A 25,365-nucleotide genomic window follows, 5' to 3' on the forward strand; every position below is an offset into this window, starting at 1 on the left:
ACGCGAGCGGGTGTGGCGGCCGCCCCGGGCGATCGGCGGGCGGAGCCGGGTCAGATCCAGGTGTCGAGCCACATCCGGGCCCGCCAGTCGTCCATCGGGATCGTCTGGCCGGTGAAGATCGGGTAGAAGTACAGGAAGTTCCACATGATCGCGACGACCAGCAGTCCGGCGCCGGTGCCCCCGGCCAGCCTGCGGTCGGGCGAGGCGTCGGAGCGGCCGAGCATGCCGCCGATCATCATGGTCACCGCGAGCACCAGGAACGGGACGAAGCACACCGCGTAGAACAGGAAGATCGTCCGGGCCTGGTAGTTGAACCAGGGCAGGTAGCCGGCGGCCAGCGCGCACAGGATCGCCCCGGCCCGCCAGTCGCGGCGCATCAGCCAGCGGTACAGGCAGTAGAGCAGCCCGGCGACGCCCGCCCACCACAGGAACGGGGTGCCGATCGCGAGCACCTCGCGGGCGCACTCGGCGGTGGTGCAGCCGGCCTGGCCGTTCTTCGGCGACTCGTAGAAGAACGAGACCGGGCGGCCGACCAGCAGCCAGCTCCACGGGTTGGACTGGTAGGTGTGCGGGTCGTGCAGGTTGACGTTGAAGTGCCAGATCTCGTGGTGGTAGTGCCACAGGCTGCGGGCCCAGTCCGGCATCCAGCCCCAGGTGTCGCTGGGGTTCAGCCTGGCCCAGTCGCGCAGGTAGCCGCCCTTGCCGGCCTCGGCGGAGGAGAGGATCCAGCCGGTCCAGGTCAGCAGGTAGGTGACGGCGGCGGTCAGGCCGACCGACACCGCGGACCAGGTGAAGTCCCACAGGTCGCGCAGGCCGACCCGGCCGCCGGCCAGCCGGCGGGCCGAGGAGTCCCAGAAGCCGGCCAGCAGCACCAGGGCGAGGACCGCCGGGGCGCCGCTCCACTTGGTGCCGGTCATCAGGCCCAGGCAGACCGCCGAGGCCAGCCGGTACGGGCGCCAGCCGAGGTGCCACCAGTCGGCGCCCAGGCCCTGCTCCAGCCGCTCGGCGAGCTTGGCGCGGCTCTTGTCCCGGTCGACCAGCAGCAGCCCGAACGCGGCCAGGAACCAGAACATCACCACCAGGTCGAGGATCGCGCTGCGGCTGAGCACGAAGTGCAGGCCGTCGACCGAGAGCAGCAGGCCGGCCACGCAGCCCAGCAGGGTGGAGCGGAACATCCGGCGGGCGATCCGGGCCAGCATCAGCACCGAGAGGGTGCCGAGCACGGCCACCATGAAGCGCCAGCCGAACGGGGTCATCCCGAAGAGCTGCTCGCCCAGGCCGATGATCCACTTGCCGACCGGCGGGTGGACCACGAACGCCGCGGTGTCGCTCGGCGACACCACCGGGTCGGGCGCGGTGATCAGGCTGTTGGCCTCGCTGGGCCAGTTCGCCTCGTAGCCCCGCTGCCAGAGCGCGTACGCGTCCTTGGCGTAGTACGTCTCGTCGAAGATCAGCGCGTGCGGACTGCCCAGGTTCGCGAAGCGCAGCACGCCGGCGAAGAGCGCCACCGCGAGCGGCCCGAGCCAGCCGGCCCACCGGCACAGCCAGGACCACACCGGGTCGGGCAGCCGGACGCCCAGCCGCACCAGCAGCGGCGACGGCGGGACGGTCGCGGGCGTGACGCCCGGGCCGTCCGGCATCGGCGGCACCAGCTGCTCGTCCAGGGGCGTGCGCCGCAGCGCCCGGTAGCCCGCGCCGGACAGCGCCCGGGCCCACCGGGAGGCCGGTTCGGGCTCCGCGCGCGGCGCCGGAACGGCGGCCGGGTCGGCCGGTTCAAGCACGGTCACGCCGCCCCGCTCGGGGTGGTCCATACCACTCTCCATGTCGCCGTTCACGGGCCACATCGTAGGGGCAATGACGGAAGTCACAAGGGGTCCCCGGCCCTCGCTTGCGACCCGCCCCCCTTCCACCAGCCACGAGGGGCCCCTCGGTAGGGGAGGATGGTGCCCGTGACTGGTGTTCTCGTACTGGCAGGTACCCCCATCGGCGACGTCGAGGACGCGCCGCCCCGACTGCGCGCCGAACTCGCCGGGGCCGACGTCATCGCGGCCGAGGACACCCGGCGGCTGCGCCGGCTGACCCAGGCGCTCGGCGTGGTCCCGGCCGGCCGGGTGGTGTCGTACTTCGAGGGCAACGAGGTGGCCCGCACGCCCGAGCTGGTGGCCGCGCTGCAGGACGGCTCCCGGGTGCTGCTGGTCACCGACGCCGGCATGCCCTCGGTCTCCGACCCCGGCTACCGGCTGGTGGACGCGGCCGTCACGGCCGGGATCAAGGTCACCGCGGTGCCCGGCCCGTCCGCGGTGCTGACCGCGCTGGCGCTCTCCGCGCTGCCGGTCGACCGCTTCGCCTTCGAGGGCTTCCTGCCGCGCAAGGCCGGCGACCGGGCCCGGCAGCTCGCCCAGGTCGCCGCCGAGCCGCGCACCATGGTGTTCTTCGAGGCCCCGCACCGGATCGCCGAGACGCTCGCCGCGATGGCCGTGGCGTTCGGCGCCGACCGCCCCGCCGCGGTCTGCCGGGAGCTGACCAAGACGTACGAGGAGGTCAAGCGCGGCCCGCTGGCCGAGCTCGCCGCCTGGGCCGCCGACGGCGTCCGCGGCGAGATCACCGTGGTGGTGGCCGGTGCCCCGCCCGCCGCGCCCGAGGAGGTCGGCCCGGCCGAGCTGGCCCGGCTGGTGGCCGCCCGGGAGGAGGCCGGGGAGCGCCGCAAGGAGGCGATCGCGGCGGTCGCGGCCGAGCTGGGCCTGCGCAAGTCGATCGTGTTCGACGCGGTGGTGGCGGCCAAGCACGCGCCCGGAACGGGGCTCCCGACGGGCTGACCGGTCAGCTTGTATGGCAATGGCCGAAATCGCGCGTACGTTGGAATGAGCACCCCAGCGGTGGGCCAATTCGGGGCCAAGACTTGGCAAGCCGGGCATCGGACCGAGCCTCCCGGGCATTCCCTGGGATGCAACACCCCGCACCCGGCCGCCAGGACCGGGCGACGGGCTCCGAGCGAAGCGAGGTGGCGCGCATGAGCGACACGATCGACGGCCCCCGGAACGGCGGAGCACCCAGCGGACTCGGCACGACCAGCCGTCCCGCGCCCGTGCAGACGGTCCACGAGGCCTACTCCTTCGCCTGCCTCAACTGCGGCTACGGCTGGGAGCAGGCGTACGACATCGAGCACCACACGGCCAAGGACGGCCACACCGTGGTCGAGTACACGGCGAACGGGGTCCGGGTCCCCTCGCCGCTGCGCGAACTGGCCTGCCCCGGCTGCGGCGGCGAACGGGTCCGGATCATGCGGGCCGGCCGGGTCGCCGACATGGCCGCCGTGATGGCCCCCGGCTGGCCCCCCACGGCCGAGCCCGAAGGCCCGCCGGTGCCCGCCCGGCTGCGGGCCAGGCGCCGCTGGCGCGCCTGGCTGCGCCGCACCGGCTGACCGCGCCGGCCGACCGCCCACCCGCCGGACCGCCCCACCGGGGCGGTCCGGGGCGGTGGCGCCGGGCCACTAGGATTTCCGGGTATGGCGGCCTTGGAAGAGCACACCAGCAGCGACGCGTACTACGTCACCACCCCGATCTACTACGTGAACGACCGGCCGCACCTGGGCCACGCGTACACGACGGTCGCGGGCGACGTGCTGACCCGGTGGCACCGTCAGCGCGGCGAGGACGTCTGGTACCTCACCGGCACCGACGAGCACGGCCAGAAGATCCTGCGCACCGCCGAGGCCAACGGCGTCACCCCGCAGGAGTGGTGCGACAAGCTGGTCGAGGAGGCCTGGAAGCCGCTCTGGGAGCACCTGCGGATCGCCAACGACGACTTCATCCGCACCACCCAGGCCCGGCACACCGACCGCGTGCAGGAGTTCGTCCAGGACCTGTACGACAAGGGCGAGATCTACCAGGGCAGTTACACCGGCCCGTACTGCGTCGGCTGCGAGGAGTACAAGCTCCCCGGCGAACTGCTGCCCGGCGCGACGGACGACGAGAGGCTCTGCCCCGTCCACAAGCGCCCGGTCGAGTGGCTGGAGGAGGAGAACTACTTCTTCCGGCTCTCCGCGTACGGCCCGAAGCTGCTGGAGTTCTACGCCGCCAACCCGGACTTCATCCAGCCCGCCTCCGCCCGCAACGAGGTGCTGCGCTTCGTCGAGCAGGACCTCAAGGACCTGTCGATCTCCCGCTCCACCTTCGACTGGGGCGTCCCGCTGCCCTGGGACGACAAGCACGTCCTGTACGTGTGGGTCGACGCCCTGCAGAACTACATCACCGCCGCCGGCTACGGCAGCGACCCCGAGCGCTTCGCCCGGTTGTGGCCCGCCTCCGTGCACCTGGTCGGCAAGGACATCCTGCGCTTCCACGCCGTCATCTGGCCCGCCATGCTGATGGCCGCCGGGCTGCCGCTGCCGCGCCGGGTCGTCGCCAACGGCTGGCTGATGGTCGGCGGCGAGAAGATGAGCAAGTCCAACCTCACCGGCATCGCGCCCACCGACCTGACCTCGCACTTCGGCGTCGACGCGTACCGCTACTACTTCCTGCGGGCCATCCCGTTCGGCACCGACGGGTCCTTCTCCTGGGAGGACTTCACCGCCCGCTACACCTCCGAACTCGCCAACGACTTCGGCAACCTGGCCTCCCGGGTCGCCGCGATGGTCGGCAAGTACTTCGACGGCGCGCTGCCCGCCGCCACCGCGTCCGGCCCCGCCGAACGGGCCGTCGCCGACGCGCTGGTGAAGGCCGCCGCCGAGGCCGACCGGAGGATCGGCGAGGAGCTCGACTTCGCGGGCGGCATCGCGGCCGTCTTCGAGTTCGTCAAGCTGGTCAACGGCTACCTCACCGAGCAGGAGCCCTGGAAGGTCGCCAAGTCCCCCGACGGACAGGACCGGCTCGCCACCGTCCTGTACACCGCCGCCGAGGCGCTGCGGGCCACCGCCGTCCTGCTCAACCCGCTGATGCCGGACTCCGCCGCCAAGCTCTGGGCGTCGCTCGGCGCCGAGGCCGCGCTGGGCGCGCTCGACGGGCAGCGGATCGCCACCGTCGCCGACTGGGGCCGGCTGCCCGCCGGGGTGACCGTCACCAAGGGCGAGATCCTCTTCCCCCGCCTCGACGAGAAGGCCGCGCTCTGATGGCCGGCAAGAAGGAGCAGGACCGCACCCCGCCGCCGCTGCCCGAACCGCTGGCCGTCCCGGTCGCCGACTCGCACACCCACCTCGACATGCAGGCCGGCACCCCCGCCGAGGGCCTGGCCCGGGCCGCCTCGGTCGGCGTCACCACCGTCGTCCAGGTCGGCTGCGACGTCCCCGGCTCGCGGTGGGCCGCCGACCTCGCCGCGCAGTTCGAGCAGGTGCACGCCGCCGTCGCCCTGCACCCCAACGAGGCCCCCCGGATCTTCCTCGGCGACCCCGACGGCTGGTCCGGGCAGCGGCGCGCGGCCGGCGGGCAGGACGCCCTCGACGAGGCCCTCGCCGAGATCGACCGCCTGGCCGCCCTCCCGCACGTCCTCGCCGTCGGGGAGACCGGCCTCGACTACTTCCGCACCGGCCCCGAGGGCGTCGACCTGCAGAAGGAGTCCTTCCGCCGGCACATCGAGATCGCCAAGCGCCACGGCAAGGCCCTGGTCATCCACGACCGCGACGCCCACGACGACGTCATCGCCCTCCTCCTCGACGAGGGCGCCCCCGAGCGCACCGTCTTCCACTGCTACTCCGGCGACGCCGCGATGGCCCGCACCTGCGCCGAGCACGGCTGGTACCTCTCCTTCGCCGGCCCCGTCACCTACAAGGCCAACCACCCCCTGCGCGAAGCCCTCACCGCCACCCCCCTCGACCGCGTCCTGATCGAGACCGACGCCCCCTTCCTCACCCCCCACCCCTACCGCGGCCGCCCCAACGCCCCGTACCTGATCCCGGTCACCCTGCGCGCGATGGCCGACCACCTGGCGCTCGGCGAGGACGAACTCGCCACCGCGATCGCCGCCAACACCGCCCGCGCCTTCGGCTACCGACCGCACCCCGGCGACGGGCCCCCTCGTTAGCATGGAGGCAGCGAGGAGGCTGAGATGACCGCCGAACCGATCGACTGGGTGCGCCCGCCGGCCAGCGGCTGGACGTTCGACCAGGTCAATGAGCTCGATCTGCCGTTCAAGTGGGAACTGGTGGACGGAGCGATCGTGGTCCGAGGACAGACTCTGCTGTGGCACGACCAGGTGCGGGACCAGCTCTTTGCGGAACTGCGTGCGGCGAGGACCGCGCCCTACGCGGTGAACGTCGAACGCTGCGTCCTGCTCAACGAGCGCAACGTGCTGCTGCCCGACGTGGTGGTGTTCGACAAGACCGGTCTGAACGTGTTCGAGCTGGAGTGCACCCCCATCGATTCGGTGGCCCTGAACGTGGAGGTCGTCTCCCCCGGGTCGCGGGCGGCCGACCGCTTCACCAAGCCCGGTCTCTACGCCGAGACGGGGGTTCCGTCCTACTGGCGTGTCGAACGCGGAGAGAACGACCTCCCCCTCGTGCACGAGTTCCGGCTCGACGAAGCGCAGGCCGTCTATCTCCCGTACGCGGTACACGAGGGGCTGCTCCGCACCGACCTGCCGTTCCCCGTCGAGATCGATCTCAAGCGGCTGGTCGAGCTCTGACCCGTATCCTTGGCGGGTGAGCACCACCGAACCCACCTCCGACGGCCACCTGCTGGGCGCCGCCGACATCCGCGCGCTGGCCGAGGCGTTCGGCGTGAAGCCGACCAAGCAGCGCGGGCAGAACTTCGTCATCGACGGGAACACCGTGCGGCGGATCGTCCGGGCGGCGGAGGTGACCGGTGAGGACGCGGTCGTCGAGGTCGGGCCGGGGCTCGGGTCGTTGACGCTGGCGCTGCTGGAGGTGGCGCGGCACGTCACGGCGGTGGAGATCGACCCGGTGCTGGCGCGGCACCTGCCGGACACCGTGCAGGGGCGGATGCCCGCGAAGGCCGACGCCTTCGACCTGGTGCTCAGCGACGCGATGGAGGTCACCGAGCTGCCCGGCCCCGCGCCGACCGCGCTGGTGGCGAACCTGCCGTACAACGTCGCGGTGCCGGTGCTGCTGCACATGCTGGAGCACTTCCCCAGCATCGAGCGCACCCTGGTGATGGTGCAGAGCGAGGTCGCCGACCGGCTCGCCGCCAAGCCCGGCAGCAAGGTGTACGGCGTGCCCTCGGTGAAGGCCAACTGGTACGCGGACGTGAAGCGCGCCGGGGCGATCGGGCGGAACGTGTTCTGGCCCGCGCCGAACGTCGACTCCGGCCTGGTCTCGCTGGTCCGCCGCGACCCGCCGGCCACCACCGCCACCCGCCGCGAGGTGTTCGCCGTCGTCGACGCCGCGTTCGCCCAGCGCCGCAAGACCCTGCGGGCCGCCCTGGCCGGCTGGGCCGGCTCGCCCGCCGCCGCCGAGGAGGCGCTGCGCGGCGCCGGGATCGACCACACGCTGCGCGGCGAGATGCTCACCGTCGAGCAGTTCGCCGCGATCGCCGAGCACAAGCCGAAGGCAGCGGAGGAACACTGAACATGGTCACGGTCCGGGTCCCCGCCAAGGTCAACGTGCAGCTCGGCGTCGGCGGGGTCCGCCCCGACGGCTACCACGACCTGGCGAACGTCTTCTTCGCCGTCGCCCTCGGCGACCAGGTCACCGCCACCCCCGGCGAGGGCGTCACGCTCAGCTGCGACGGCCCCGACGCCGCCGCCGTCCCGCTCGACGACGGCAACCTGGCCGCCCGCGCCGCCCGGCTGCTCGCCGCCCGCCACGGCCTCGCCGAACCCGGCGTGCACCTGCACATCGACAAGGCCATCCCGGTCGCCGGCGGCATGGCCGGCGGCAGCGCGGACGGCGCCGCCGCGCTGCTCGCCTGCGACGCGCTGTGGGGCCTGCACACCCCGCTGGAGACCCTGCTGGAACTGGCCGCCGAACTCGGCTCCGACGTCCCGTTCGCGCTGCTCGGCGGCGTCGCGCTGGGCCGTGGCCGGGGCGAGCTGCTGGAGCCGCTGCCGGTCTCCGGGACGTTCCACTGGGTGTTCGCGGTCGCCGACGGCGGACTCTCCACCCCGGCCGTCTTCCGCGAGTGCGACCGGCTGCGCGAGGAGTCCGGCCTCGGCTCCTCGACCGCCGACGTCCCCACCCCCGACCCCGACCCCGCGCTGCTCGCCGCCCTCGCCGACGGCGACCCCGTCGCGCTGGCCGCCGCCCTCGGCAACGACCTGCAGGCCGCCGCCGTCTCGCTGCGCCCCGCCCTCGCCGACACCCTGCACGCCGGCACCGAGGCCGGCGCCCTGGCCGCCCTGGTCTCCGGCTCCGGCCCGACCTGCGCCTTCCTCGCCAAGGACGCCGACTCCGCCGCCCACGTCGCCGCCGCCCTGCGCGCCTCCGGCACCTGCCGGACCGCCCACGCCACCCACGGCCCGGTCCCGGGTGCCCAGGTGGTCCACACCTCTGCTTGACCTGGAGCGCGCTCCGGGTTCCAGACTCGTCACCGCGGCCCGCACCGGGCGGACCGCGATGACGAGGGGACACCCGGATGCGCAAGCGCACCATCGGAACCGATCCGCGCACCCGTCGCGAGGTCAGCGTGCTGAGCCTCGGGGCGATGCTGTTCGGCACGCTCACCGACGAGGCCACCTCCTTCGCCGTGCTGGACCGGTACGTCGAGGCGGGCGGCACCTTCATCGACACCTCCAACAACTACGCGTACTGGCAGGACGACAGCCAGGGCGGCGCCAGCGAGGAGCTGCTCGGGCGGTGGCGGGCCAGCCGGGGGATCACCGACGAGGTGGTGATCGCGACCAAGCTCGGGGCCCGGCCGAAGGCGCCCGGCACCGGGTTCATCGAGAACGGCGAGGGCCTGTCCGCCGAGGTGGTCCGGGCCTCCTCGGAGGCCAGCCGCAAGCGGCTGGGCGTGGAGAAGCTCGACCTGCTGTACGCGCACGTCGAGGACCGGACGGTGCCGCTGGAGGAGACCGTGCGGGCGTTCGGCGCACTGGTCGAGGAGGGGACGGTCGGGCTGCTCGGCGTCTCCAACCACTGGTCCTGGCGGGTCGAGCGGGCCCGCAACCTCGCCGCGCGGGCCGGCCTGCCCGGCTACGAGGTGCTCCAGTACGGCCACACCTACCTGCGCCGCCGCGGCGACCTGCCCGGCCTGACCTGCGCGGACGGCGACCAGGCCGCCGTCCAGGGCGACCTGATCACCTACCTCAAGGAGAGCCCCGAGCTCACCCTGGTCGCCTACTCCCCGCTGCTCGGCGGCGGCTACGTCCGCTCCGACAAGCCGCTCGGCCCGTCCTTCGACCATGCCGGCACCCCCACCCGGCTCGCCGCGCTCGACGCGGTGGCCCGGCAGACCGGCGCCACCCGCAACCAGGTCGTGCTGGCCTGGCTGCTCGGCGGCGAACTGCCGGCGATCCCGCTGGTCGGCGCGTCCTCGGTGGCGCAGCTGGACGAGAGCCTGGCCGCGCTGGACCTGGAACTGACCGCCGAGCAGCGGGCGTCGCTGGACCAGGCCCGGTAGGGACGGGACGGGGGCGGGGGCGGCACTAGGCTGGAGACCCCAGCCCCTTCCTCAGGAGTGCAGCTTCGTGGCCGTCAACCTCGCCACCATCGAGTCCGTCACCAAGGTGTACGGCACCAGGGCCCTGCTGGACGGGGTCAGCCTCGGCGTCAGCGAGGGCGACCGGATCGGTGTGGTGGGCCGCAACGGTGACGGCAAGACGACGCTGATCCGGATGCTCGCCAAGCTGGAGGAGCCCGACAGCGGACGGATCACCCACTCCGGCGGGCTCCAGCTGGCCGTGCTGACCCAGCACGACTCGCTGGACCCGAAGGCCACCATCCGGCACGAGGTGATCGCGGACCGGGCCGACCACGAGTGGCTCGGCGACGCCCGGATCCGCGACATCGTCCAGGGCCTGTTCGGCGGCCTCGACCTGCCCGGGTTCGCCGACGGCCTGGACACCGTGATCGGGCCGCTCTCCGGCGGCGAGCGCCGCCGGATCGCGCTCGCCAAGCTGCTGCTCGGCGAGCCCGACCTGGTCGTGCTGGACGAGCCCACCAACCACCTCGACGTCGAGGGCATCGCCTGGCTCGCCAAGCACCTGCAGAACCGCCGCTCCGCGCTGGTCTGCGTCACCCACGACCGCTGGTTCCTGGACCAGGTCTGCACCCGGATGTGGGACGTCCAGCGCGGCGAGGTCCGCGAGTACGAGGGCGGCTACTCGGACTACGTGTTCGCCCGCGCCGAGCGCTCCCGGATCGAGGCCACCGAGGAGCAGAAGCGGCAGAACCTGGCCCGCAAGGAGCTGGCCTGGCTGCGCCGGGGCGCCCCCGCCCGCACCTCGAAGCCGCGCTACCGGATCGAGGCCGCGAACGCGCTGATCGCGGACGTGCCGGAGCCGCGCGACAAGTCCGAGCTGATGAAGTTCGCCAACGCCCGCCTCGGCCGCACCGTCTTCGACCTGGAGGACGTGACCGTCAAGGCCGGCGAGAAGCTGCTCCTGGAGCGGCTGACCTGGCAGCTCGGCCCGGGCGACCGGATCGGCCTGCTCGGCGTCAACGGCGCCGGCAAGACCTCGCTGCTGCGGGCGATGCAGGCCGCGTACGCGACCGAGGGCGACGTGCAGCCGGCCGGCGGCGTGATCAAGGTCGGCAAGACCGTCCGGCTCGCGTACCTCTCCCAGGAGGTCGCCGAGCTGGACCCGGCCACCCGGGTGCTGCAGGCCGTCGAGCAGGTCCGCGGCCGGGTCGACCTCGGCAAGGGCCGGGAGATGAGCGCCGGGCAGCTGTGCGAGCAGTTCGGCTTCGGCAAGGACAAGCAGTGGACGCCGGTCGGCGACCTCTCCGGCGGCGAGCGGCGCCGGCTGCAGCTGCTGCGGCTGCTGATGGACGAGCCGAACGTGCTGTTCCTCGACGAGCCCACCAACGACCTCGACATCGAGACCCTCAACCAGCTGGAGGACGTGCTCGACGGCTGGCCCGGCTCGATGGTCGTGATCAGCCACGACCGGTTCTTCATCGAGCGCACCACCGACACCGCGTACGCGCTGCTCGGCGACCGCCGGATGCGGATGCTCCCGGGCGGCGTCGACGAGTACCTGGAGCGGCGCACCGCGATGGCCGAGGCCGCCGCCGCGAGCGCCGCCGCCCGGTTGCCGGCCGCCCCGGAGCCCTCCGGGCTGTCGGCGGGCGACCTGCGGGCCGCGAAGAAGGAGCTGCAGAAGCTGGAGCGGCAGATCGCCAAGCTGGACGAGCAGGAGTCCAAGCTGCACGCGCAACTCGCCGAGCACGCCGCCGACTTCTCCAAGGTCGCCGAGCTGGACGCGCAGCTGCGCAAGGTCCGCGAGGACAAGGAGGAGCTGGAGCTGTCCTGGCTGGAGCTGGCCGAGCAGGTCTGAGCCGGAGGGCGGCCGCTCAGCCCAGCAGCACGTCCAGCTCGTCCGCGGCCCGGGCCAGCGCGCTGCGCTCCGGGTCGTGCGGGCCGGTCGGCCGGGCGGCGAGGCCGGCCGGCGGGCGGTGGGCGCGGGCGGCGTCGGTGAGCCGGTCCAGCGAGCGCAGCACCCGCTCGATCACCTCCGGCTCGGGCTCCCGCCCGCCGTAGCGCAACTGCGCGGCGTACGCGGCGACCGCCCCCGACAGGCGTTCCAGCGCCGCCGTGGCGGGCACCCACTGCTCGGCGAGCCGCCCGGCCGGCGGGGGCTCGGCCAGCCCCAGGTTGACCTGCTGCCGGGCGTCGGCCAGCGCCCGGTACGCGGTGCGGCGCAGCCACACCTCGGCGACCGGCTCGACTCGGGCCACCGCCGCCAGGTACGCCCGGACGGCGGCCGCGGCGGTGACGATGCCCGGCTCGATCCGGTGCGGCGGCCGCTCGGGCCACAGCAGGTAGCCGAAGAGCAGCACGATGCCGCTGCCCAGCGCGGTGTCCAGCACCCGGGGCCAGAACTCGGCGGCCCCGCTCTCCCCGCCGAGCTGCACCAGCAGCAGCGCCACCGGCGTCATCACGATGGTGTTCACCCCGTAGTGCACGGCCGTCGAGTACGGCAGCAGCGCCACGCACAGCGACACCGCCAGGCTCAGCGCCCAGGAGTCGGTGGTCACCGCCAGCAGCGCCGCCGTGACCGCGATCCCCAGCACCGTCCCGAGCGCCCGGCTGACCGCCCGCTGGAACACCGAGCCCAGGTCCGGCTTGAGGACGAACGCCACCGTCATCGGCACCCAGTAACTGCGGCTCAGCGTCAGCCCGTTCACCGCCGCCTCGGCGACCGCCACGCACAGCGCCACCCGCAGCCCGTAGCGCACCGAGCCCCGGGACAGCAGCCGCACCCGCAGCCGCCACGGGTCCGGCGGCGGCGGGGCGGCGGTGTCCAGCGGCGCCCAGCGGCCCGCGACGGTGTCGGCGGCGGCCCGCAGCGCGGTGTCGAACGCCGTCCGGGACGGCGTGTCCGGCCGCCACGCGGGGTACGCGGGCTCCGGGCCGCCGGTGATCTGCGCGGCCAGCCGGACGGGCAGTTCGGCGACCTCCGGCGGCACCGGCCGCCACGCCCACAGCAGGCCGGCCGCCGCCTCGGTGGCGCCCAGCGCCGCCTCGTACGAGCGGCGCAGCCAGTGCAGCCGGGGCGACTCGCGGCGGCCGGGGCGGGGCGGCGGCAGCAGGTCCTGCAGCTGGTTGAGCCGGCCGGTGAGCAGGCGGCGGGCCGCCGCGCCGTCCGGGGTGCCGAGGGCGGCGAGCAGGCCGCCGAGCGCCAGGTACACCTCGGCCAGCGCCCGGGCCCGCGGGTCCGAGCGGACGTCGGTGCGGTAGCGCAGCCCCAGCAGCAGCACCAGCGCCGCCCCGCACGGCATCATCGCGGGCGCCGCCCACCACGGGTGCGGCAGCGCCATCCCGCCGCCCAGCGAGGCCGACACCAGCAGCAGCATCCCGGCCGCCGAGCCGCGCGGCCCGGTCGCCGACAGCGCCCCGCCGGCGAAGCCCACCGCGGTCAGCGCGAGCCCGATCTCCAGGCCGCCGGCGCCCCGGTACTGCAGCTCCGCGCCGATCAGCATCCCGGTCGTCGAGGCCAGCAGGGCCAGCCCGATCCGCGGCGCCCGCAGCCGCAGCGGCTCCACCCGGTCGTTCATGGTCGCGTGCATCGCGCCCAGCGCCGCGAACACCCCCAGCGCCAGCCGGTCGCAGACCAGCCCCAGCCCCAGCGGCACCGCCATCCCCAGCGCGGCCCGCACCATCAGCGCCCAGGGCACCACCGGCCGGGTCGGCCGCAGGGCCAGCGCCCACCACGCGGAGGGGTCGCCGGGAGCACGGCCGCGGCCGGGGGCTGGCACAGGATCACGCGCCTTCGCTGCACGGGAGTTCGCGGCTGCTGGGCGACATTGCACGGCAGATCGGGTCTTCTCGGGCAGTTTAGCCCTCCGACCTGGCCGAAGCCGATTTCCCATGTGGTCGGCGGAGCATGTAATGTCTTCCTCGTCGCGAGGGGGACCGAGAGGGACCCGGAGCAACAAGCCCCTATAGCTCAGTCGGTAGAGCGTCTCCATGGTAAGGAGAAGGTCTGCGGTTCGATTCCGCATGGGGGCTCCGGTTCGAAGGCCCCGCCGTGAGGCGGGGCCTTTCGCGTTTCCCGGGTTCCGGTTCCGGAGGTCCTCTGGCGGGCCGGGCGATTGTGCGCTCTGATGGTGCGTCTGTCGAGCCGGGAGGCGAAGGACGGATGAGCGCGCGGCTCGTGGTGGCGGACGACCACCGGTTGATGGCCGAGGCCCTGGGGTCGGCCCTGCAGCAGCGCGGGCACCGGGTGCTGGGGATCGGGTCGCCGTGCGCGGCGGTGTCGGAACTGGTGGCGGGACGGCGGCCGGAGGTGTGCCTGCTGGGGACGGCGGGCGGGCCGGACGACCCGTTCGAGCCGCTGCGGCGGCTGCGCCGGGAGCGGCCGGAGATCGCGGTGGTGGTGCTGGGGCCGCTGGGGGCGCCGGGGCGGGTCGCGGCGGCGTTCGCGGCGGGGGCGGCCGGGTACGTGCGCAGCGACGAGCGGATCGAGGTGGTCGACCGGGCGATCGCCCGGGTCCGGGCGGGCGAGGTGGCGGTCGCGGTGGACGTGCTGCGGGCCGCGTTCGAGCACCTGCTGTGGCCGGTGGCGGAGCCGGACGACGAGGCGCTGCGGCTGCTGCGGCTGCTGACCCGGCGGGAGGTCCAGGTGCTGGCCCGGATCGCGGACGGCGAGGACACCGCGGCGATCGCCGCCGCGATGCGGATCGCGCCGTCCACCGCCCGCACGCACGTCCAGCGGGTGCTGACCAAACTGGGCGCGCGCTCCCGGCTGGAGGCCGCCGCGCTGGCGGCCCGGACCGGGCTGCTCGACCAACTGGCCTGACCGCCCGGACGGGGCCTCCGGACGGGTGCCCTATGCTCCGGACGAGGAACACCCGAGAGTTGTGCGGAGGTCGAAGAGGCATGGGCAAGTACCTGGTCACGGGCGGAGCCGGCTACGTGGGGAGCGTGGTGGCGGCGCACCTGCTGGAGGCGGGGCACGCGGTGACGGTGCTGGACGACCTGTCGACCGGGTTCGCCGTGGGCGTGCCGGAGGGCGCCGAGTTCGTCCGCGGCCGGATCCAGGACGCGGCCGGGGTGCTGGACTCCTCCTTCGACGGGGTGCTGCACTTCGCGGCGTCCTCGCAGGTCGGCGAGTCGGTGGCGGACCCGGAGAAGTACTGGCGCAACAACGTGGCCGGTTCGCTCGAACTGGTGACGGCGATGCGCAAGGCGGGCGTCGGGACGCTGGTGTTCTCCTCCACCGCCGCGGTGTACGGGGAGCCGGAGGAGGTGCCGATCAAGGAGACCGCCCGCACCTCGCCGACCAACACCTACGGCGCCACCAAGCTCGCGGTCGACCACCTGATCACCTCGGAGGCGACCGCGCACGGCCTGGCCGCGGTCAGCCTGCGCTACTTCAACGTGGCGGGCGCCTACGGGCGCTTCGGCGAGCGGCACGAGCCGGAGACCCACCTGATCCCGCTGGTGTTCCAGGCGGCGCTCGGCCAGCGCCCCGACATCGCGGTGTTCGGCGAGGACTACCCGACCCCGGACGGCACCTGCATCCGCGACTACATCCACATCGCCGACCTGGCGCGGGCGCACCTGCTGGCGCTGACCGCGGCGAAGCCGGGCGAGCACCTGGTCTGCAACCTGGGCAACGGCACCGGCTTCTCGGTGCGCGAGGTGATCGAGTCGGTCAAGCGCGTCACCGGCCGCGAGATCCCGGTCCGGATGGCCGGGCGCCGCCCCGGCGACCCGGCCGTGCTGGTCGCCGCCGCCGACCGCGCCCGCGAGGCCCTCGGCTGGACGCCCGAGCACCCCGACCTGGACCGGATCGTCGCCGACGCCTGGGAGTTCACCCTCGCCCACCGCGCCTGAACCCCCGCCCGGACCTCCCCGCCCGGGCCCCGGCCCGGGCGGCCCGGACCCCCGCCCACCAGGCCTGACCTGGCGGCTCCCCGGCCGGGCTCCGGCCCGGTCCCGGCCCGCCCCCGGCCTGGTCGGGGGCCCCGAAGACCCTGTGTACAGGAACTTCACCAAACCCCCACGCCGCGGCGGCGCCCGCCCGTAGGCTGAGAGCGGCACCGGTGGGGGTCGGGCCACGAGCAGGGGGGCAGGACGATGGGGCGTACGCGCGTCCTGGTGGTCGACGGCCACCGGATCTTCGCCGAGGCGCTCGCCACGGCACTGGCCGCCGAACCCGACGTGGACGTCGGGGCGGCGGGCAGCGCGGCGGCGGCCGAACGCGCGCTGGAACGGGCGGTGGCCGAACACCGCCCGTACGACGTGGTGCTGGTCGACGTCGACCTGGGCGCCGCGCCGCCGCTCCGCGCCCAGGCGGCGTTACCGGCGCCCCGGCGCGGCGCCCCGCCCCCGCACGCCGCCGCAGCCGCCGCTTCCGCCGGGACCGCCTCCGCCGGGACCGCCTCCGCCGGGCCGTCGGCCGTCGGCCGGCCCGAGGAGGTCCGGCCGCTGACCGACGGGATCGCCCTGGTCGCCCGGATCCGGCGCTCCCACCCCGACGTCCGGGCCGTCCTGCTGGCCGCCGCGGACGACCCGCAGCGCGCCGCCCGCGCCCTCCAGGCCGGGGCCAACGGCTGGGTGGCGCGGGAGAGTTCGCTGGGCGCGCTGATGGCGGTGGTGCGCGGCGTGCGCCGCGACGAGACCCACCTGCCGCCCGCGCTGCTCACCGGCGTGATCCGGGAGCTGACCTCCGCCCGCCGGGACCGCTCGGAGAGCGAGCGGCTGGTCGCCGCGCTCACCCCGCGCGAGGAGGAGGTGCTGCGCTGCATGGTCGCCGGCCTGGGCCGGCAGGCCGTCGCCGAGCGGCTGTTCCTCTCCCCGCACACCGTCCGCACCCACATGCAGAACGTCCTGGGCAAGCTGGGCGTCCACTCGACCCTCGCGGCGGTCGCGGTCGCCCGCCGGGCCGGGATCGCGCCGTCCGACCCGCCCGCCCCCGTCCCCCCGCCGACCGTCGCCTCGACCGCAGGCCCCGGCGCGGGCTGAACCAGCCGCGCCCCCTCCCGCACGTTCCACTCCGCGAGTCCAGGGATACCGGAGGTCAGATGTCGCCGCACCCCACTGCCGCACGCCCGCACGGGGACCGTCCCCGCCTGCCCGCCCAGCGGGCCGGTTCGACCGGCCTGCGCACCCTGGTCGTCGGCGCCGGCTCCGCCGGGACCGCCCTGGTCCGCGACCTGGGCCGGACGCCCGAGTTCGGCCTCACCCCGGTCGGCGTCCTGGACGACGACCCGGCCAAGGCCGGCCGGGACGTCTCCGGCAGTCCCGTCCTCGGGCCGCTCGCCGACCTCACCGGCCTGGCCCTCGCGCACGACGCCCAGGTCGTCGTCCTCGCCATCCCCGGCCTCCCGCACCAGCGGGTCCGCGAACTCGCCACCGCCGCGGCCGCCGCCGGCGCCGCCGTCCGCTACCTGCCGTCCTTCCTGGCCGCGCTGCGCCGCGAGGTGGTCGGCTCCGACCTGCGCTCGCTGGACGTCAACCGGCTGATCGGCCGGCACGAGGTGCACGTGGCCTCCCCGGACGTCCGCACCGTGATCGAGGGCCGCCGGGTGCTGGTGACCGGCGCCGGTGGTTCGATCGGCAGCGAACTGTGCCGGCAGGTCCAGGCGTTCGGGCCGGCCGCGCTCTACATGCTCGACCACGACGAGTCCAACCTGCACCGGCTCCAGCTCGACATCTGGGGCGAGGCGCTGCTCACCGACGAGTCCCTGGTGATCGCCGACATCCGGGACCGCCCGCGGATCCAGCAGATCTTCCGCGACCTGCGCCCCGACGTGGTCTTCCACGCCGCCGCGCACAAGCACCTGCCGCTGCTGGAGCGCCACCCCAGCGAGGCCGTCAAGTCCAACGTGCTGGGCACCGACCACCTGGTCGAGGCCGCGCTGGCCACCGGCGTCGAGCGCTTCGTGCTGATCTCCACCGACAAGGCCGCCGACCCGACGTCCGTGCTCGGCGCGAGCAAGCGGCTGGCCGAGCTGATCGTCCAGGCCAACGCCCGGGACGCCCGCAACCTCGGCACCGGGGTCTTCGCCGCCGTCCGCTTCGGCAACGTCCTCGGCTCGCGCGGTTCGCTGCTGTCCGTGCTGGAGGAGCAGCTGCGCAGCGGCGGCCCGGTGACGGTCACCCACCCCGACGTCACCCGCTTCTTCATGACCATCGAGGAGGCCGTCGGCCTGGTCCTGGAGGCCGGGCGGATGGCCGAGGGCGGCGAGGTGTTCGTCCTCGACATGGGCGAGCCGGTCCGGATCGTCGACCTGGTGCACAACTTCGCCGAGCAGGTCCAGCTCGGCGCGGACGAGGTGGAGATCCGCTACACCGGCCTGCGGGCCGGGGAGAAGCTCAACGAGGCGCTGTTCTCCGACAACGAGGAGCGCCTGCCCACCGCGCACCCCCGGATCTTCGCCACCGTCGCCGACCACGCCACCGTCCCGGAGGACCTGGCGGGCGGCCTCACCGGCCTGTACGACGCGGCCACCGTCAACTCGGACCCCGAGGTCCGCGAGCGGCTGGCGGCGCTGCTGCCCGGCTACCAGACCGCCCACACCAAGACGCCCGCGCTGGCGACGCCGTACCCGGACGGCTTCTAGCGGGGCTCCCGGGCGGGGCCGGCCTAGCCGGCGCGGTCGAAGGGGGCGACCAGGCTGCGCAGCAGGGCGGCGAGTTCGGTCTGCTGGGCGGGGGCGAGCTGGGAGAGGATCTCGCGCTCGTGGGCGAGGAGGCCGGCCAGGGCCTGGTCGGCCCGGTCGCGGCCGGCGTCGGTGAGGCGGACCAGGACGCCCCGGCGGTCGTCGGGGTCGGGGAGGCGGACGACCAGGCCCTTGGCGGTGAGGCGGTCGATCCGGTTGGTCATGGTGCCGGAGGTGACCAGGGTCTGGGTGAGGAGCTGGCCGGGGGAGAGCTGGTAGGGGTCCCCGGCGCGGCGCAGCGCGGTGAGGACGTCGAACTCCCAGGGCTCCAGGCCGTGCTCGGCGAAGGCGGTGCGGCGGGCCCGGTCCAGGTGGCGGGCGAGGCGGCTCACCCGACTGAGGACCTCTAGCGGTTCCACGTCGAGGTCGGGGCGCTCTCGGCGCCATGCTGCGACCAGGCGGTCGACCTCGTCCTCCATGGCGATCAGTGTATCGGGGGGTGTGTCGATGTGAAGTCTCTTGACATCAAGAGATAACAAAGGAAGTCTCGGCGGTAACAGGAATATCTTGATGTCGAGATACTTTCGGGAGTCCGCCATGCCCGCCACCTGGGACGCCGACCAGTACCTGCACTACGCCGACCTGCGCGGACGCCCGTTCGCCGACCTGCTCGCCCGGGTCCCCGAGCTGCCGCCCGCCCCCACCGTGCTCGACCTCGGCTGCGGACCGGGCAACTCCACCGCCGCACTGCGCCGCCGCTGGCCGGACGCCCGGCTGCTCGGCCTGGACACCTCGCCCGAACTGCTGGCGAAGGCCCGCGGCGCGGACGGCGAACCCACCGCCGCGTACCGGGAGCAGGACGTCACGGCGTACGACCCCGCGCCCGAACGGCCCGACCTGATCGCCTCCAACGCCGCCCTGCACTGGATGGACACCGACACCGCCGACCACCTGGAGCTGCTGCCGCGCTGGGCGGCCGCGCTGCGGCCCGGCGGGGTGATCGCCTTCCAGCTGCCCGGGAACTTCGCCGCCCCCAGCCACACCCTGCTCGCCGAGCTGCGCCGCGCCCCCCGCTGGCGCGACCGGCTGGCCCCCGCCCGCCCGGACGCCTCCTGCCACGAACCGGCCCGCTACGCGCGGACCCTGCTGGCGGCCGGCTGCACCGCCGACGTCTGGGAGACCACGTACACGATGGTGCTGCCCGGCCCCGACCCGGTGCTGGAGTGGGTCAAGGGCTCCACGCTGCGCCCGGTGCTCGACCTGCTGCCGCAGGCGGCGGAGCGGGCCGCGTTCCTGGCCGAGTACGGGGAGCTGCTGCGCGCGGCCTACCCGGCGGACGGGCCCGGCACGCTGTTCCCGTTCCGCCGGGTCTTCGCGGTGGCGGTGAAGAACTGACCGGCGGTCACCTGGCGCCCGGCAGCGCCGGGTGGCGGCCCAGCACGACCACGCCGACCACGATCGCGGCCAGCCCGGCGCTCTGCCAGGCCAGCGCCCCCGGGGTGAGCCGCAGCCGGTCGCCCAGGAAGCCGACCGCGCAGGCGATCCCGGCCAGCGGCTGGGCGGCGGTCAGCGCGGGCAGCGACATCCGCAGCGGCGCCGCCTCGAACGCGGACTGCACCAGCAGCAGCCCGACCACGCCGATCCCGACCACCGCGTACGGGGGCCAGGAGGTCAGCGCCGCGGACGCCCCGTCCCGGTCGATCCGGTCGAAGGTGCCGCGGGTCAGCGCGTCCTGCAGGCCGTAGAGCAGGCCGGCGGCCAGCGCCAGCAGGGTCGCCTCCTCGAACAGCGGCAGCCGGCGGGCCACCGCGACCAGCAGCAGGGCCAGGCCGGAGACGGTGCCGACCACCAGCCAGTGCCGCAGCTCCCCGGCCGCCGGACCGCCGCCCCGGGGCTGCCCGGCGGCGATGAACGCGGTGACGCCGAGGGCGATCAGGGCGACGCCGATCCAGCCGGAGCGGCCCAGCCGGGTGCCGGTGATCCGGCGGGCCAGCAGCATCGCCCAGACCAGGTTGGTGGCCAGCAGCGGCTCGACCTGGGTGACCTCGCCCTGGCTGAGGGCGAGCGCGGAGAGCGCCTGGCCGCCGATCATGAAGGCGATGCCGAGCAGCCAGTCGGGCATCCGCACCAGGTCGAGCAGCAGCCGCCAGCGCAGCAGGTCGCCGCGGGGGGCGCGCTGGGCGGCGTGCTGCTGCAGGACGAATCCGGCGCCCAGGCAGCAGGCGGCGCCGAGGGCCAGCAGGAAGACCGCCACGGGACCGTCCCTGTCGTGCGTACCGGCCCGGGGCCCCGGTGACGGGGGCCGCCGGGCCGCCGGTTCAGTTCTTGCGCTCGCCGACCAGCTTGGGGTGCCGCTCCAGGCCCTCCAGGCCGTGCCAGGCGAGGTTCACCAGGTGGGCGGCGACCTCCGCCTTGGCGGGCTTGCGGACCTCCAGCCACCACTGGCCGGTCAGCGCCACCATGCCGACCAGCATCTGCGAGTACATCGGCGCCAGCCGGGCGTCGAAGCCGCGGGACTTGAACTCCAGGCCCAGGATGTCCTCGACCTGGGTGGCGATGTCGCCGATCAGCGAGGCGAACGAGCCGGTGGACTGGGCCACCGGCGAGTCCCGGACCAGGATCTTGAAACCGTCGGTGGAGGTGTCGATGTAGTCCATCAGCGCGAACGCGGCCTGCTCCAGCAGCTCGCGGGAGTGCCCGCCGGTGAGCGCGCCGGTGACCATGTCGAGCAGCAGCTGCATCTCGCGGTCGACCACCACCGCGTACAGGCCCTCCTTGCCGCCGAAGTGCTCGTACACGACGGGCTTGGAGACCCCGGCGCGCTCGGCGATCTCCTCCACCGAGGTGCCGTCGTAGCCGCGTTCGGCGAAGACCGACCGGCCGATCTCCAGCAGCTGCTCGCGACGCTGCTTGCCGGTCATCCGCACCCGGCCGCCGCCCTTGCCCCCGCCGCGGCGCGAGGGCTGTCGATGGCCGGTGCTGTCTCCGTTGGTCCCGTTCACCCCTCCATCATGCTGTAGGCGCCGACTCATGCGGCGCGGCGGGCGGCGATCCGCTCCGCGCCGGGCCAGCGGACGTCGCGCGCCCAACCCGCCCGCTCGAACCAGCGGATGACCCGGGCGGAGGAGTCGACCTGGCCGCGGAGCACGCCGTGCCGGGCCGAGGTGGGGTCGGCGTGGTGCAGGTTGTGCCAAGACTCGCCGCAGGACAGCACCGCCAGCCACCACACGTTGCCGGACCGGTCGCGGGACCGGAACGGGCGCGAACCCACCGCGTGGCAGATCGAGTTGATCGACCAGGTGACGTGGTGCAGCAGCGCGACCCGGACCAGCGAACCCCAGAAGAACGCGGACAGCGCGCCCTGCCAGCTCCAGGTGACCAGGCCGCCGACCAGCGGCGGCAGGGCCAGCGAGAGCAGCGTCCACAGCCAGAACAGCCGGGAGATCGCCCTTATCGCCGGGTCGCGGACCAGGTCGGGCGCGTAGGTGAGCTGCGGGGTCTGCTCCTCGTCGAACAGCCAGCCCATGTGCGCCCACCACAGGCCCTTGAGCAGCGCCGGCAGGTTCTCGCCGTAGCGCCACGGCGAGTGCGGGTCGCCGTCCTTGTCGGAGTAGCGGTGGTGCTTGCGGTGGTCGGCGACCCAGCGCACCAGCGGGCCCTCGACGGCCATCGAGCCGAGCACCGCCAGGCCCAGCCGCAGCGGCCGGTTGGCCTTGAAGGCGCCGTGGGTGAAGTAGCGGTGGTAGCCGACGGTGATGCCGTGGCAGGTGAGGAAGTACATGCCGACCCCGAGGCCGGCGTCCAGCCAGGACAGCCCCCGGCCCCAGGCCACCGGGACGGCGGCGAGCAGGGCCAGGAACGGCAGCGCGATGAACAGGGCCAGGGTGGCGCGCTCCAGCGCGTTCTGCCGCTCGCCGCCCCTGGTGGCGGAGAGCGTGGTGGCGGTGCGGGCGTCCTCGGCGGCGCGCGGCGGCGCCTGCCCGGCCTGGATGGTCATGGCGCTTCCCGGGGGGTGAGGGGGCCGGTGGGTACCTGTACCTACGTGACCGTAACTTACGGCATCGTAGGTAATGCTCCGGGGCAAGCGGAAGACCTCGGCGCGGACGTGTCGCACTGTTCGCCCGCCGGATCCCGGCGGGTCGTCGGCCGGTCGTCGGCCGGGGGACCCGGCGTCGTTCGTGTGCCTTCGCCGAAGATGGTGGAGCTACGGGCCGTCAACCCGTAGGCTGTGCTGGGCGTGCGAGCGCGCCTTTCCGCCGTGGTGTAATGGCAGCACAGGGCCCTTTGGAGGCCTTTGTCTGGGTTCGAATCCTAGCGGCGGAGCCCTGACCGGCCTGTTCGGACGGGCCCCGGACCGTTTCGGACGGTTTCCGTTCCTTTTCTCTCGGTATTCTCGGTGCGCCCTCCACCCCGCATCCGACCGAGGAGTCTCCCCGCGTGAGTGCCAACCAGCCCGCTGCCGTGATCGTGCTCGCCGCCGGCGGCGGCACGCGAATGAAGTCCAAGGCGCTGCCGAAGGTGCTGCACGAGATCTGCGGCCGCTCCCTGGTGGGCCACGCGGTCAGCGCCGCCCAGGAGTTGACGCCCGGTCAGCTGGTCGTGGTGATCGGCCACCTGCGCGAACTGGTCCAGGCCCACCTGACCGAGCACTACCCGGCCGCCCGCCCCGTCGTCCAGACCGAGCAGAACGGCACCGGCCACGCCGTGCGCACCGCGCTGCGGGCGCTCGCCGCCGACGGCGTGGAGCTGGACGGCACCGTGCTGGTCACCACCGGCGACGCCCCGCTGCTCACCGGCGCCACCCTGGCCGCGCTGGCCGCCGCGCACACCGAGCAGGGCAACGGCGTCACCGTGCTGACCGCGCGGGTCCCCGACGCGACCGGCTACGGCCGGATCCTGCGCGGCCCGGACGGCGCGGTCGCCGCGATCGTCGAGCACAAGGACGCCACCGCCGAGCAGCTGGCGGTCGACGAGATCAACTCCGGGGTGTTCGCCTTCGACGCCAAGCTGCTCGCCCTCGCGCTCTCGCTGGTCGGCACCGACAACGCGCAGGGCGAGGAGTACCTGACCGACACCCTGGAGATCCTGCGCCGCGAGGGCCACCGGGTCGGCGCGGTGGTCGCCGCCGACCACCGGGAGATCGTCGGCATCAACGACCGGGTGCAGCTCGCCGAGGCCCGCCGGCTGCTCAACGACCGCCTGCTGGAGAACGCCATGCGGGCCGGCGTGACCGTGGTCGACCCGGCCTCCACCTGGCTGGACGTCCAGGTGACGTACGAGCCGGACGCGCTGGTGCACCCGAACACCCAGCTGCACGGCGCCACCCACCTGGGCGAGGGCTGCGAGGTCGGCCCGAACTGCACGCTGACCGCCACTACGGTCGGCGCCGGCGCCCGTGTGAGCAACACCACGGCCGACCGCGCCGAGATCGGCCCGGAGGCCTCCGTCGGCCCGTACGCGTACCTGCGGCCGGGCACCAGGCTGGCCCGGAAGGCGAAGGCCGGCACCTACGTCGAGATCAAGAACTCGGAGCTCGGCGAAGGGGCGAAGGTCCCCCACCTGTCGTACATCGGGGACGCGACGATCGGCGAGGGCACCAATGTCGGTGCGGCGTCGGTCACAGTCAACTACGACGGGGTCGACAAGCACCGGACGGTCATCGGGGCCCACTGCCGCACGGGTTCCGACAACATGTTCATCGCCCCGGTGACGGTCGGTGACGGCGCCTACACGGCCGCCGGATCGGTGATCACCAACGACGTACCTGCGGGTTCGCTCGGCGTCGCCCGCGCCCAGCAGCGCAACATCGCGGGCTGGGTCGAGCGGAAGCGGCCCGGATCGGCTTCCGCCCGGGCGGCCGCCGAGGCAGGTGGGGCGCAGTAGGACGGGGCGGTCGGACGGGACGGCCGGGGATCTTGAGGAGTGGTCCCCGGCCGTCGGACCGCGCGCGGGGCGCGTAACCTGAAGGACATACGTGCGCCATCGGGCCTCTTCGGCCGTGCCTCGGCGTACTCACCCAGAGTGGCAATACACGAGGAGACGGTGCAGTGAGCGGGATCACGACCTCCGGCGAGAAGAAGCTCAAACTTTTCTCCGGCCGTGCCCACCACGAACTTGCCGAGGAGGTCGCCCGCGAGCTGGGCACCGAACTCGTCCCGACCAAGGCGCTGGACTTCGCCAACGGCGAGATCTACGTCCGCTTCCTGGAGTCCGCCCGCGGCGCGGACTGCTTCGTGGTCCAGAGCCACACGGCTCCGATCAACCAGTGGATCATGGAACAGCTGATCATGATCGACGCGCTCAAGCGCGCGTCGGCCCGCAGCATCACCGCGATCCTGCCGTTCTACGGCTACGCCCGCCAGGACAAGAAGCACCTCGGCCGCGAGCCCATCTCGGCCCGCCTGGTCGCCGACCTGCTGCGCACCGCCGGCGCCGACCGGCTGATGGCCGTGGACCTGCACACCGCGCAGATCCAGGGCTTCTTCGACGGCCCGGTGGACCACCTGTTCGCGCTGCCGATGCTGGCCGACTACGTGGGCGACCGGGTCCCGGACCGCTCCAAGCTGACCATCGTCTCCCCGGACGCCGGCCGGGTGAAGGTCGCCGACCAGTGGTGCGACCGGCTCGGCGCCCCGCTGGCGATCATCCACAAGCGCCGCGACATGTCGCAGGCCAACACCATCCTGTCCGCCGAGGTGGTCGGTGACGTCAAGGACCGGGTCTGCGTCCTGGTCGACGACATGATCGACACCGCCGGCACCATCTGCGCCGCCGCCGACGCGCTGTTCGACGCCGGCGCCGCCGACGTCATCGTCGCCGCCACCCACGGCGTGCTCTCCGGCCCCGCCGCGGACCGGCTGAAGAACTCCCGGGTCAGCGAGTTCGTGTTCACCAACACCCTGCCGACCCCGGCCCAGCTCCAGCTGGACAAGATCACCACGCTGTCGATCGCCCCGTCGATCGCCGCCGCGGTGCGCGAGGTCTTCGAGGACGGCTCGGTCACCAGCCTCTTCGAGGGCGTGCACTGACCCCTCGTCAGCCCCACGGGCGGCCCCCGGCTCCGCACGGAGCCGGGGGCCGATTTCACGTCCGCGCCACCCCCCGGTTAGTCTTGGGAGACTGCTCGGCGAGGGATGCCCACTTCGGTGCTCCGTGATCGACGCGCGAGAACGATGCGCCTTGATCGAACCGCCGAGCGTCCC

General features: G+C 74.0%; 22 protein-coding genes and 2 tRNA genes. 18 read left to right on the forward strand and 6 right to left on the reverse strand.

The features are described from left to right. Positions 1 to 50 precede the first annotated feature (50 nt). On the reverse strand, positions 51 to 1,811 hold the full coding sequence (locus ACZ3J7_RS29285) for a dolichyl-phosphate-mannose--protein mannosyltransferase (RefSeq protein ID WP_465626273.1): 1,761 nt from the start codon (positions 1,809 to 1,811) through the stop codon (positions 51 to 53). Positions 1,812 to 1,949: 138 nt separating this feature from the next. Here ACZ3J7_RS29285 and rsmI point away from each other — a divergent pair, with 138 nt between their 5' ends. From rsmI to ACZ3J7_RS29330, 9 genes are all read left to right on the forward strand, one after another. Then, positions 1,950 to 2,816, forward strand: a complete 867-nt coding sequence (gene rsmI / locus ACZ3J7_RS29290) for a 16S rRNA (cytidine(1402)-2'-O)-methyltransferase (RefSeq protein WP_465626212.1) — start codon at positions 1,950 to 1,952, stop codon at positions 2,814 to 2,816. A 194-nt stretch (positions 2,817 to 3,010) separates the two neighbouring features. Then, a complete protein-coding gene (locus ACZ3J7_RS29295; RefSeq protein WP_465626214.1) occupies positions 3,011 to 3,421 on the forward strand; it encodes a hypothetical protein in 411 nt (136 codons plus the stop codon). 84 nt (positions 3,422 to 3,505) lie between these two features. Further along, positions 3,506 to 5,107 carry a methionine--tRNA ligase gene (gene metG / locus ACZ3J7_RS29300; protein WP_465626216.1) on the forward strand — a complete coding sequence of 534 codons (1,602 nt, stop codon included), beginning with the start codon at positions 3,506 to 3,508 and terminating at the stop codon, positions 5,105 to 5,107. Next, positions 5,107 to 6,015: a TatD family hydrolase gene (locus tag ACZ3J7_RS29305; protein WP_465626218.1), complete on the forward strand. Its 909-nt coding sequence runs from the start codon at positions 5,107 to 5,109 to the stop codon at positions 6,013 to 6,015. Before metG ends, ACZ3J7_RS29305 begins: the two co-directional genes overlap by 1 nt. Positions 6,016 to 6,039: 24 nt before the next feature. Then, positions 6,040 to 6,615 carry a Uma2 family endonuclease gene (locus ACZ3J7_RS29310; RefSeq protein ID WP_465626220.1) on the forward strand — a complete coding sequence of 192 codons (576 nt, stop codon included), beginning with the start codon at positions 6,040 to 6,042 and terminating at the stop codon, positions 6,613 to 6,615. A gap of 16 nt (positions 6,616 to 6,631) precedes the next feature. Next, the gene (gene rsmA / locus ACZ3J7_RS29315; protein ID WP_465626222.1) at positions 6,632 to 7,516 is read left to right on the forward strand and encodes a 16S rRNA (adenine(1518)-N(6)/adenine(1519)-N(6))-dimethyltransferase RsmA; all 885 of its coding nucleotides are present in this window, start codon (positions 6,632 to 6,634) and stop codon (positions 7,514 to 7,516) included. A 2-nt stretch (positions 7,517 to 7,518) separates the two neighbouring features. Continuing rightward, entirely contained in the window at positions 7,519 to 8,445 is a 927-nt protein-coding gene (locus tag ACZ3J7_RS29320; RefSeq protein ID WP_465626224.1) for a 4-(cytidine 5'-diphospho)-2-C-methyl-D-erythritol kinase, read from the forward strand. Between the two features lie 77 nt (positions 8,446 to 8,522). After that, positions 8,523 to 9,509, forward strand: coding sequence for an aldo/keto reductase (locus tag ACZ3J7_RS29325; protein ID WP_465626226.1), 987 nt, complete (start codon positions 8,523 to 8,525; stop codon positions 9,507 to 9,509). A gap of 67 nt (positions 9,510 to 9,576) precedes the next feature. Next, positions 9,577 to 11,388, forward strand: coding sequence for an ABC-F family ATP-binding cassette domain-containing protein (locus tag ACZ3J7_RS29330; RefSeq protein WP_465626228.1), 1,812 nt, complete (start codon positions 9,577 to 9,579; stop codon positions 11,386 to 11,388). A 16-nt stretch (positions 11,389 to 11,404) separates the two neighbouring features. On the opposite strand, the gene ACZ3J7_RS29335 is transcribed toward ACZ3J7_RS29330, so the two are convergent. Beyond that, positions 11,405 to 13,309 carry an FUSC family protein gene (locus tag ACZ3J7_RS29335; protein WP_465626230.1) on the reverse strand — a complete coding sequence of 635 codons (1,905 nt, stop codon included), beginning with the start codon at positions 13,307 to 13,309 and terminating at the stop codon, positions 11,405 to 11,407. A gap of 180 nt (positions 13,310 to 13,489) precedes the next feature. Between ACZ3J7_RS29335 and ACZ3J7_RS29340 the strand changes: the two genes are divergently transcribed. The 5 genes from ACZ3J7_RS29340 (at position 13,490) to ACZ3J7_RS29360 (ending at position 18,124) form a co-directional block, all read left to right on the forward strand. Further along, positions 13,490 to 13,562, forward strand: a tRNA-Thr gene (locus ACZ3J7_RS29340). A gap of 130 nt (positions 13,563 to 13,692) precedes the next feature. Next, complete coding sequence (locus ACZ3J7_RS29345) at positions 13,693 to 14,352, forward strand: LuxR C-terminal-related transcriptional regulator (protein ID WP_465626232.1); 660 nt, start codon at positions 13,693 to 13,695, stop codon at positions 14,350 to 14,352. A gap of 80 nt (positions 14,353 to 14,432) precedes the next feature. Then, complete coding sequence (gene galE, locus ACZ3J7_RS29350; RefSeq protein WP_465626234.1) at positions 14,433 to 15,392, forward strand: UDP-glucose 4-epimerase GalE; 960 nt, start codon at positions 14,433 to 14,435, stop codon at positions 15,390 to 15,392. 243 nt (positions 15,393 to 15,635) lie between these two features. Beyond that, a complete protein-coding gene (locus ACZ3J7_RS29355) occupies positions 15,636 to 16,523 on the forward strand; it encodes a LuxR C-terminal-related transcriptional regulator (protein WP_465626236.1) in 888 nt (295 codons plus the stop codon). 59 nt (positions 16,524 to 16,582) lie between these two features. Continuing rightward, a complete protein-coding gene (locus ACZ3J7_RS29360; RefSeq protein ID WP_465626238.1) occupies positions 16,583 to 18,124 on the forward strand; it encodes a polysaccharide biosynthesis protein in 1,542 nt (513 codons plus the stop codon). Positions 18,125 to 18,147: 23 nt separating this feature from the next. Here the strand turns inward: ACZ3J7_RS29360 and ACZ3J7_RS29365 are convergent, their stop codons facing one another. Beyond that, positions 18,148 to 18,642, reverse strand: a complete 495-nt coding sequence (locus tag ACZ3J7_RS29365; protein WP_465626240.1) for a MarR family winged helix-turn-helix transcriptional regulator — start codon at positions 18,640 to 18,642, stop codon at positions 18,148 to 18,150. Positions 18,643 to 18,760: 118 nt separating this feature from the next. On the opposite strand from ACZ3J7_RS29365, the gene ACZ3J7_RS29370 reads away from it, so the two are divergent. Beyond that, positions 18,761 to 19,558 carry a methyltransferase domain-containing protein gene (locus ACZ3J7_RS29370; RefSeq protein WP_465626275.1) on the forward strand — a complete coding sequence of 266 codons (798 nt, stop codon included), beginning with the start codon at positions 18,761 to 18,763 and terminating at the stop codon, positions 19,556 to 19,558. 7 nt (positions 19,559 to 19,565) lie between these two features. Here ACZ3J7_RS29370 and ACZ3J7_RS29375 read toward each other — a convergent pair whose 3' ends face one another. The 3 genes from ACZ3J7_RS29375 to ACZ3J7_RS29385 form a co-directional block, all read right to left on the reverse strand. Then, positions 19,566 to 20,417 carry a DMT family transporter gene (locus tag ACZ3J7_RS29375; RefSeq protein WP_465626242.1) on the reverse strand — a complete coding sequence of 284 codons (852 nt, stop codon included), beginning with the start codon at positions 20,415 to 20,417 and terminating at the stop codon, positions 19,566 to 19,568. 64 nt (positions 20,418 to 20,481) lie between these two features. Then, positions 20,482 to 21,084 carry a TetR/AcrR family transcriptional regulator gene (locus tag ACZ3J7_RS29380; protein WP_465626277.1) on the reverse strand — a complete coding sequence of 201 codons (603 nt, stop codon included), beginning with the start codon at positions 21,082 to 21,084 and terminating at the stop codon, positions 20,482 to 20,484. Between the two features lie 107 nt (positions 21,085 to 21,191). Beyond that, on the reverse strand, positions 21,192 to 22,160 hold the full coding sequence (locus tag ACZ3J7_RS29385) for an acyl-CoA desaturase (protein ID WP_465626244.1): 969 nt from the start codon (positions 22,158 to 22,160) through the stop codon (positions 21,192 to 21,194). 255 nt (positions 22,161 to 22,415) lie between these two features. Here ACZ3J7_RS29385 and ACZ3J7_RS29390 point away from each other — a divergent pair. From ACZ3J7_RS29390 to ACZ3J7_RS29400, 3 genes are all read left to right on the forward strand, one after another. Beyond that, positions 22,416 to 22,486: transfer RNA gene (locus ACZ3J7_RS29390), tRNA-Gln, on the forward strand. 114 nt (positions 22,487 to 22,600) lie between these two features. After that, the gene (gene glmU / locus ACZ3J7_RS29395) at positions 22,601 to 24,046 is read left to right on the forward strand and encodes a bifunctional UDP-N-acetylglucosamine diphosphorylase/glucosamine-1-phosphate N-acetyltransferase GlmU (protein WP_465626246.1); all 1,446 of its coding nucleotides are present in this window, start codon (positions 22,601 to 22,603) and stop codon (positions 24,044 to 24,046) included. 164 nt (positions 24,047 to 24,210) lie between these two features. After that, positions 24,211 to 25,191 carry a ribose-phosphate diphosphokinase gene (locus tag ACZ3J7_RS29400; RefSeq protein WP_465626248.1) on the forward strand — a complete coding sequence of 327 codons (981 nt, stop codon included), beginning with the start codon at positions 24,211 to 24,213 and terminating at the stop codon, positions 25,189 to 25,191. Positions 25,192 to 25,365 lie beyond the last annotated feature (174 nt).

The organism is Kitasatospora sp. NPDC015121 (genome assembly GCF_055562955.1).

What these genes read in the sequence shown, in the direction of transcription:
- ACZ3J7_RS29365 (WP_465626240.1), bottom strand. Translation starts at nt 18,642, where the DNA reads ATGGAGGACGAGGTCGACCGCCTGGTCGCAGCATGGCGCCGAGAGCGC.
- ACZ3J7_RS29285 (WP_465626273.1), bottom strand. Translation starts at nt 1,811, where the DNA reads ATGGACCACCCCGAGCGGGGCGGCGTGACCGTGCTTGAACCGGCCGAC.
- galE (WP_465626234.1), top strand. Translation starts at nt 14,433, where the DNA reads ATGGGCAAGTACCTGGTCACGGGCGGAGCCGGCTACGTGGGGAGCGTG.
- ACZ3J7_RS29325 (WP_465626226.1), top strand. Translation starts at nt 8,523, where the DNA reads ATGCGCAAGCGCACCATCGGAACCGATCCGCGCACCCGTCGCGAGGTC.
- ACZ3J7_RS29305 (WP_465626218.1), top strand. Translation starts at nt 5,107, where the DNA reads ATGGCCGGCAAGAAGGAGCAGGACCGCACCCCGCCGCCGCTGCCCGAA.
- ACZ3J7_RS29345 (WP_465626232.1), top strand. Translation starts at nt 13,693, where the DNA reads ATGAGCGCGCGGCTCGTGGTGGCGGACGACCACCGGTTGATGGCCGAG.
- ACZ3J7_RS29295 (WP_465626214.1), top strand. Translation starts at nt 3,011, where the DNA reads ATGAGCGACACGATCGACGGCCCCCGGAACGGCGGAGCACCCAGCGGA.
- ACZ3J7_RS29385 (WP_465626244.1), bottom strand. Translation starts at nt 22,160, where the DNA reads ATGACCATCCAGGCCGGGCAGGCGCCGCCGCGCGCCGCCGAGGACGCC.
- ACZ3J7_RS29320 (WP_465626224.1), top strand. Translation starts at nt 7,519, where the DNA reads ATGGTCACGGTCCGGGTCCCCGCCAAGGTCAACGTGCAGCTCGGCGTC.
- ACZ3J7_RS29310 (WP_465626220.1), top strand. Translation starts at nt 6,040, where the DNA reads ATGACCGCCGAACCGATCGACTGGGTGCGCCCGCCGGCCAGCGGCTGG.
- ACZ3J7_RS29370 (WP_465626275.1), top strand. Translation starts at nt 18,761, where the DNA reads ATGCCCGCCACCTGGGACGCCGACCAGTACCTGCACTACGCCGACCTG.
- metG (WP_465626216.1), top strand. Translation starts at nt 3,506, where the DNA reads ATGGCGGCCTTGGAAGAGCACACCAGCAGCGACGCGTACTACGTCACC.
- ACZ3J7_RS29360 (WP_465626238.1), top strand. Translation starts at nt 16,583, where the DNA reads ATGTCGCCGCACCCCACTGCCGCACGCCCGCACGGGGACCGTCCCCGC.
- ACZ3J7_RS29380 (WP_465626277.1), bottom strand. Translation starts at nt 21,084, where the DNA reads ATGACCGGCAAGCAGCGTCGCGAGCAGCTGCTGGAGATCGGCCGGTCG.
- ACZ3J7_RS29355 (WP_465626236.1), top strand. Translation starts at nt 15,636, where the DNA reads ATGGGGCGTACGCGCGTCCTGGTGGTCGACGGCCACCGGATCTTCGCC.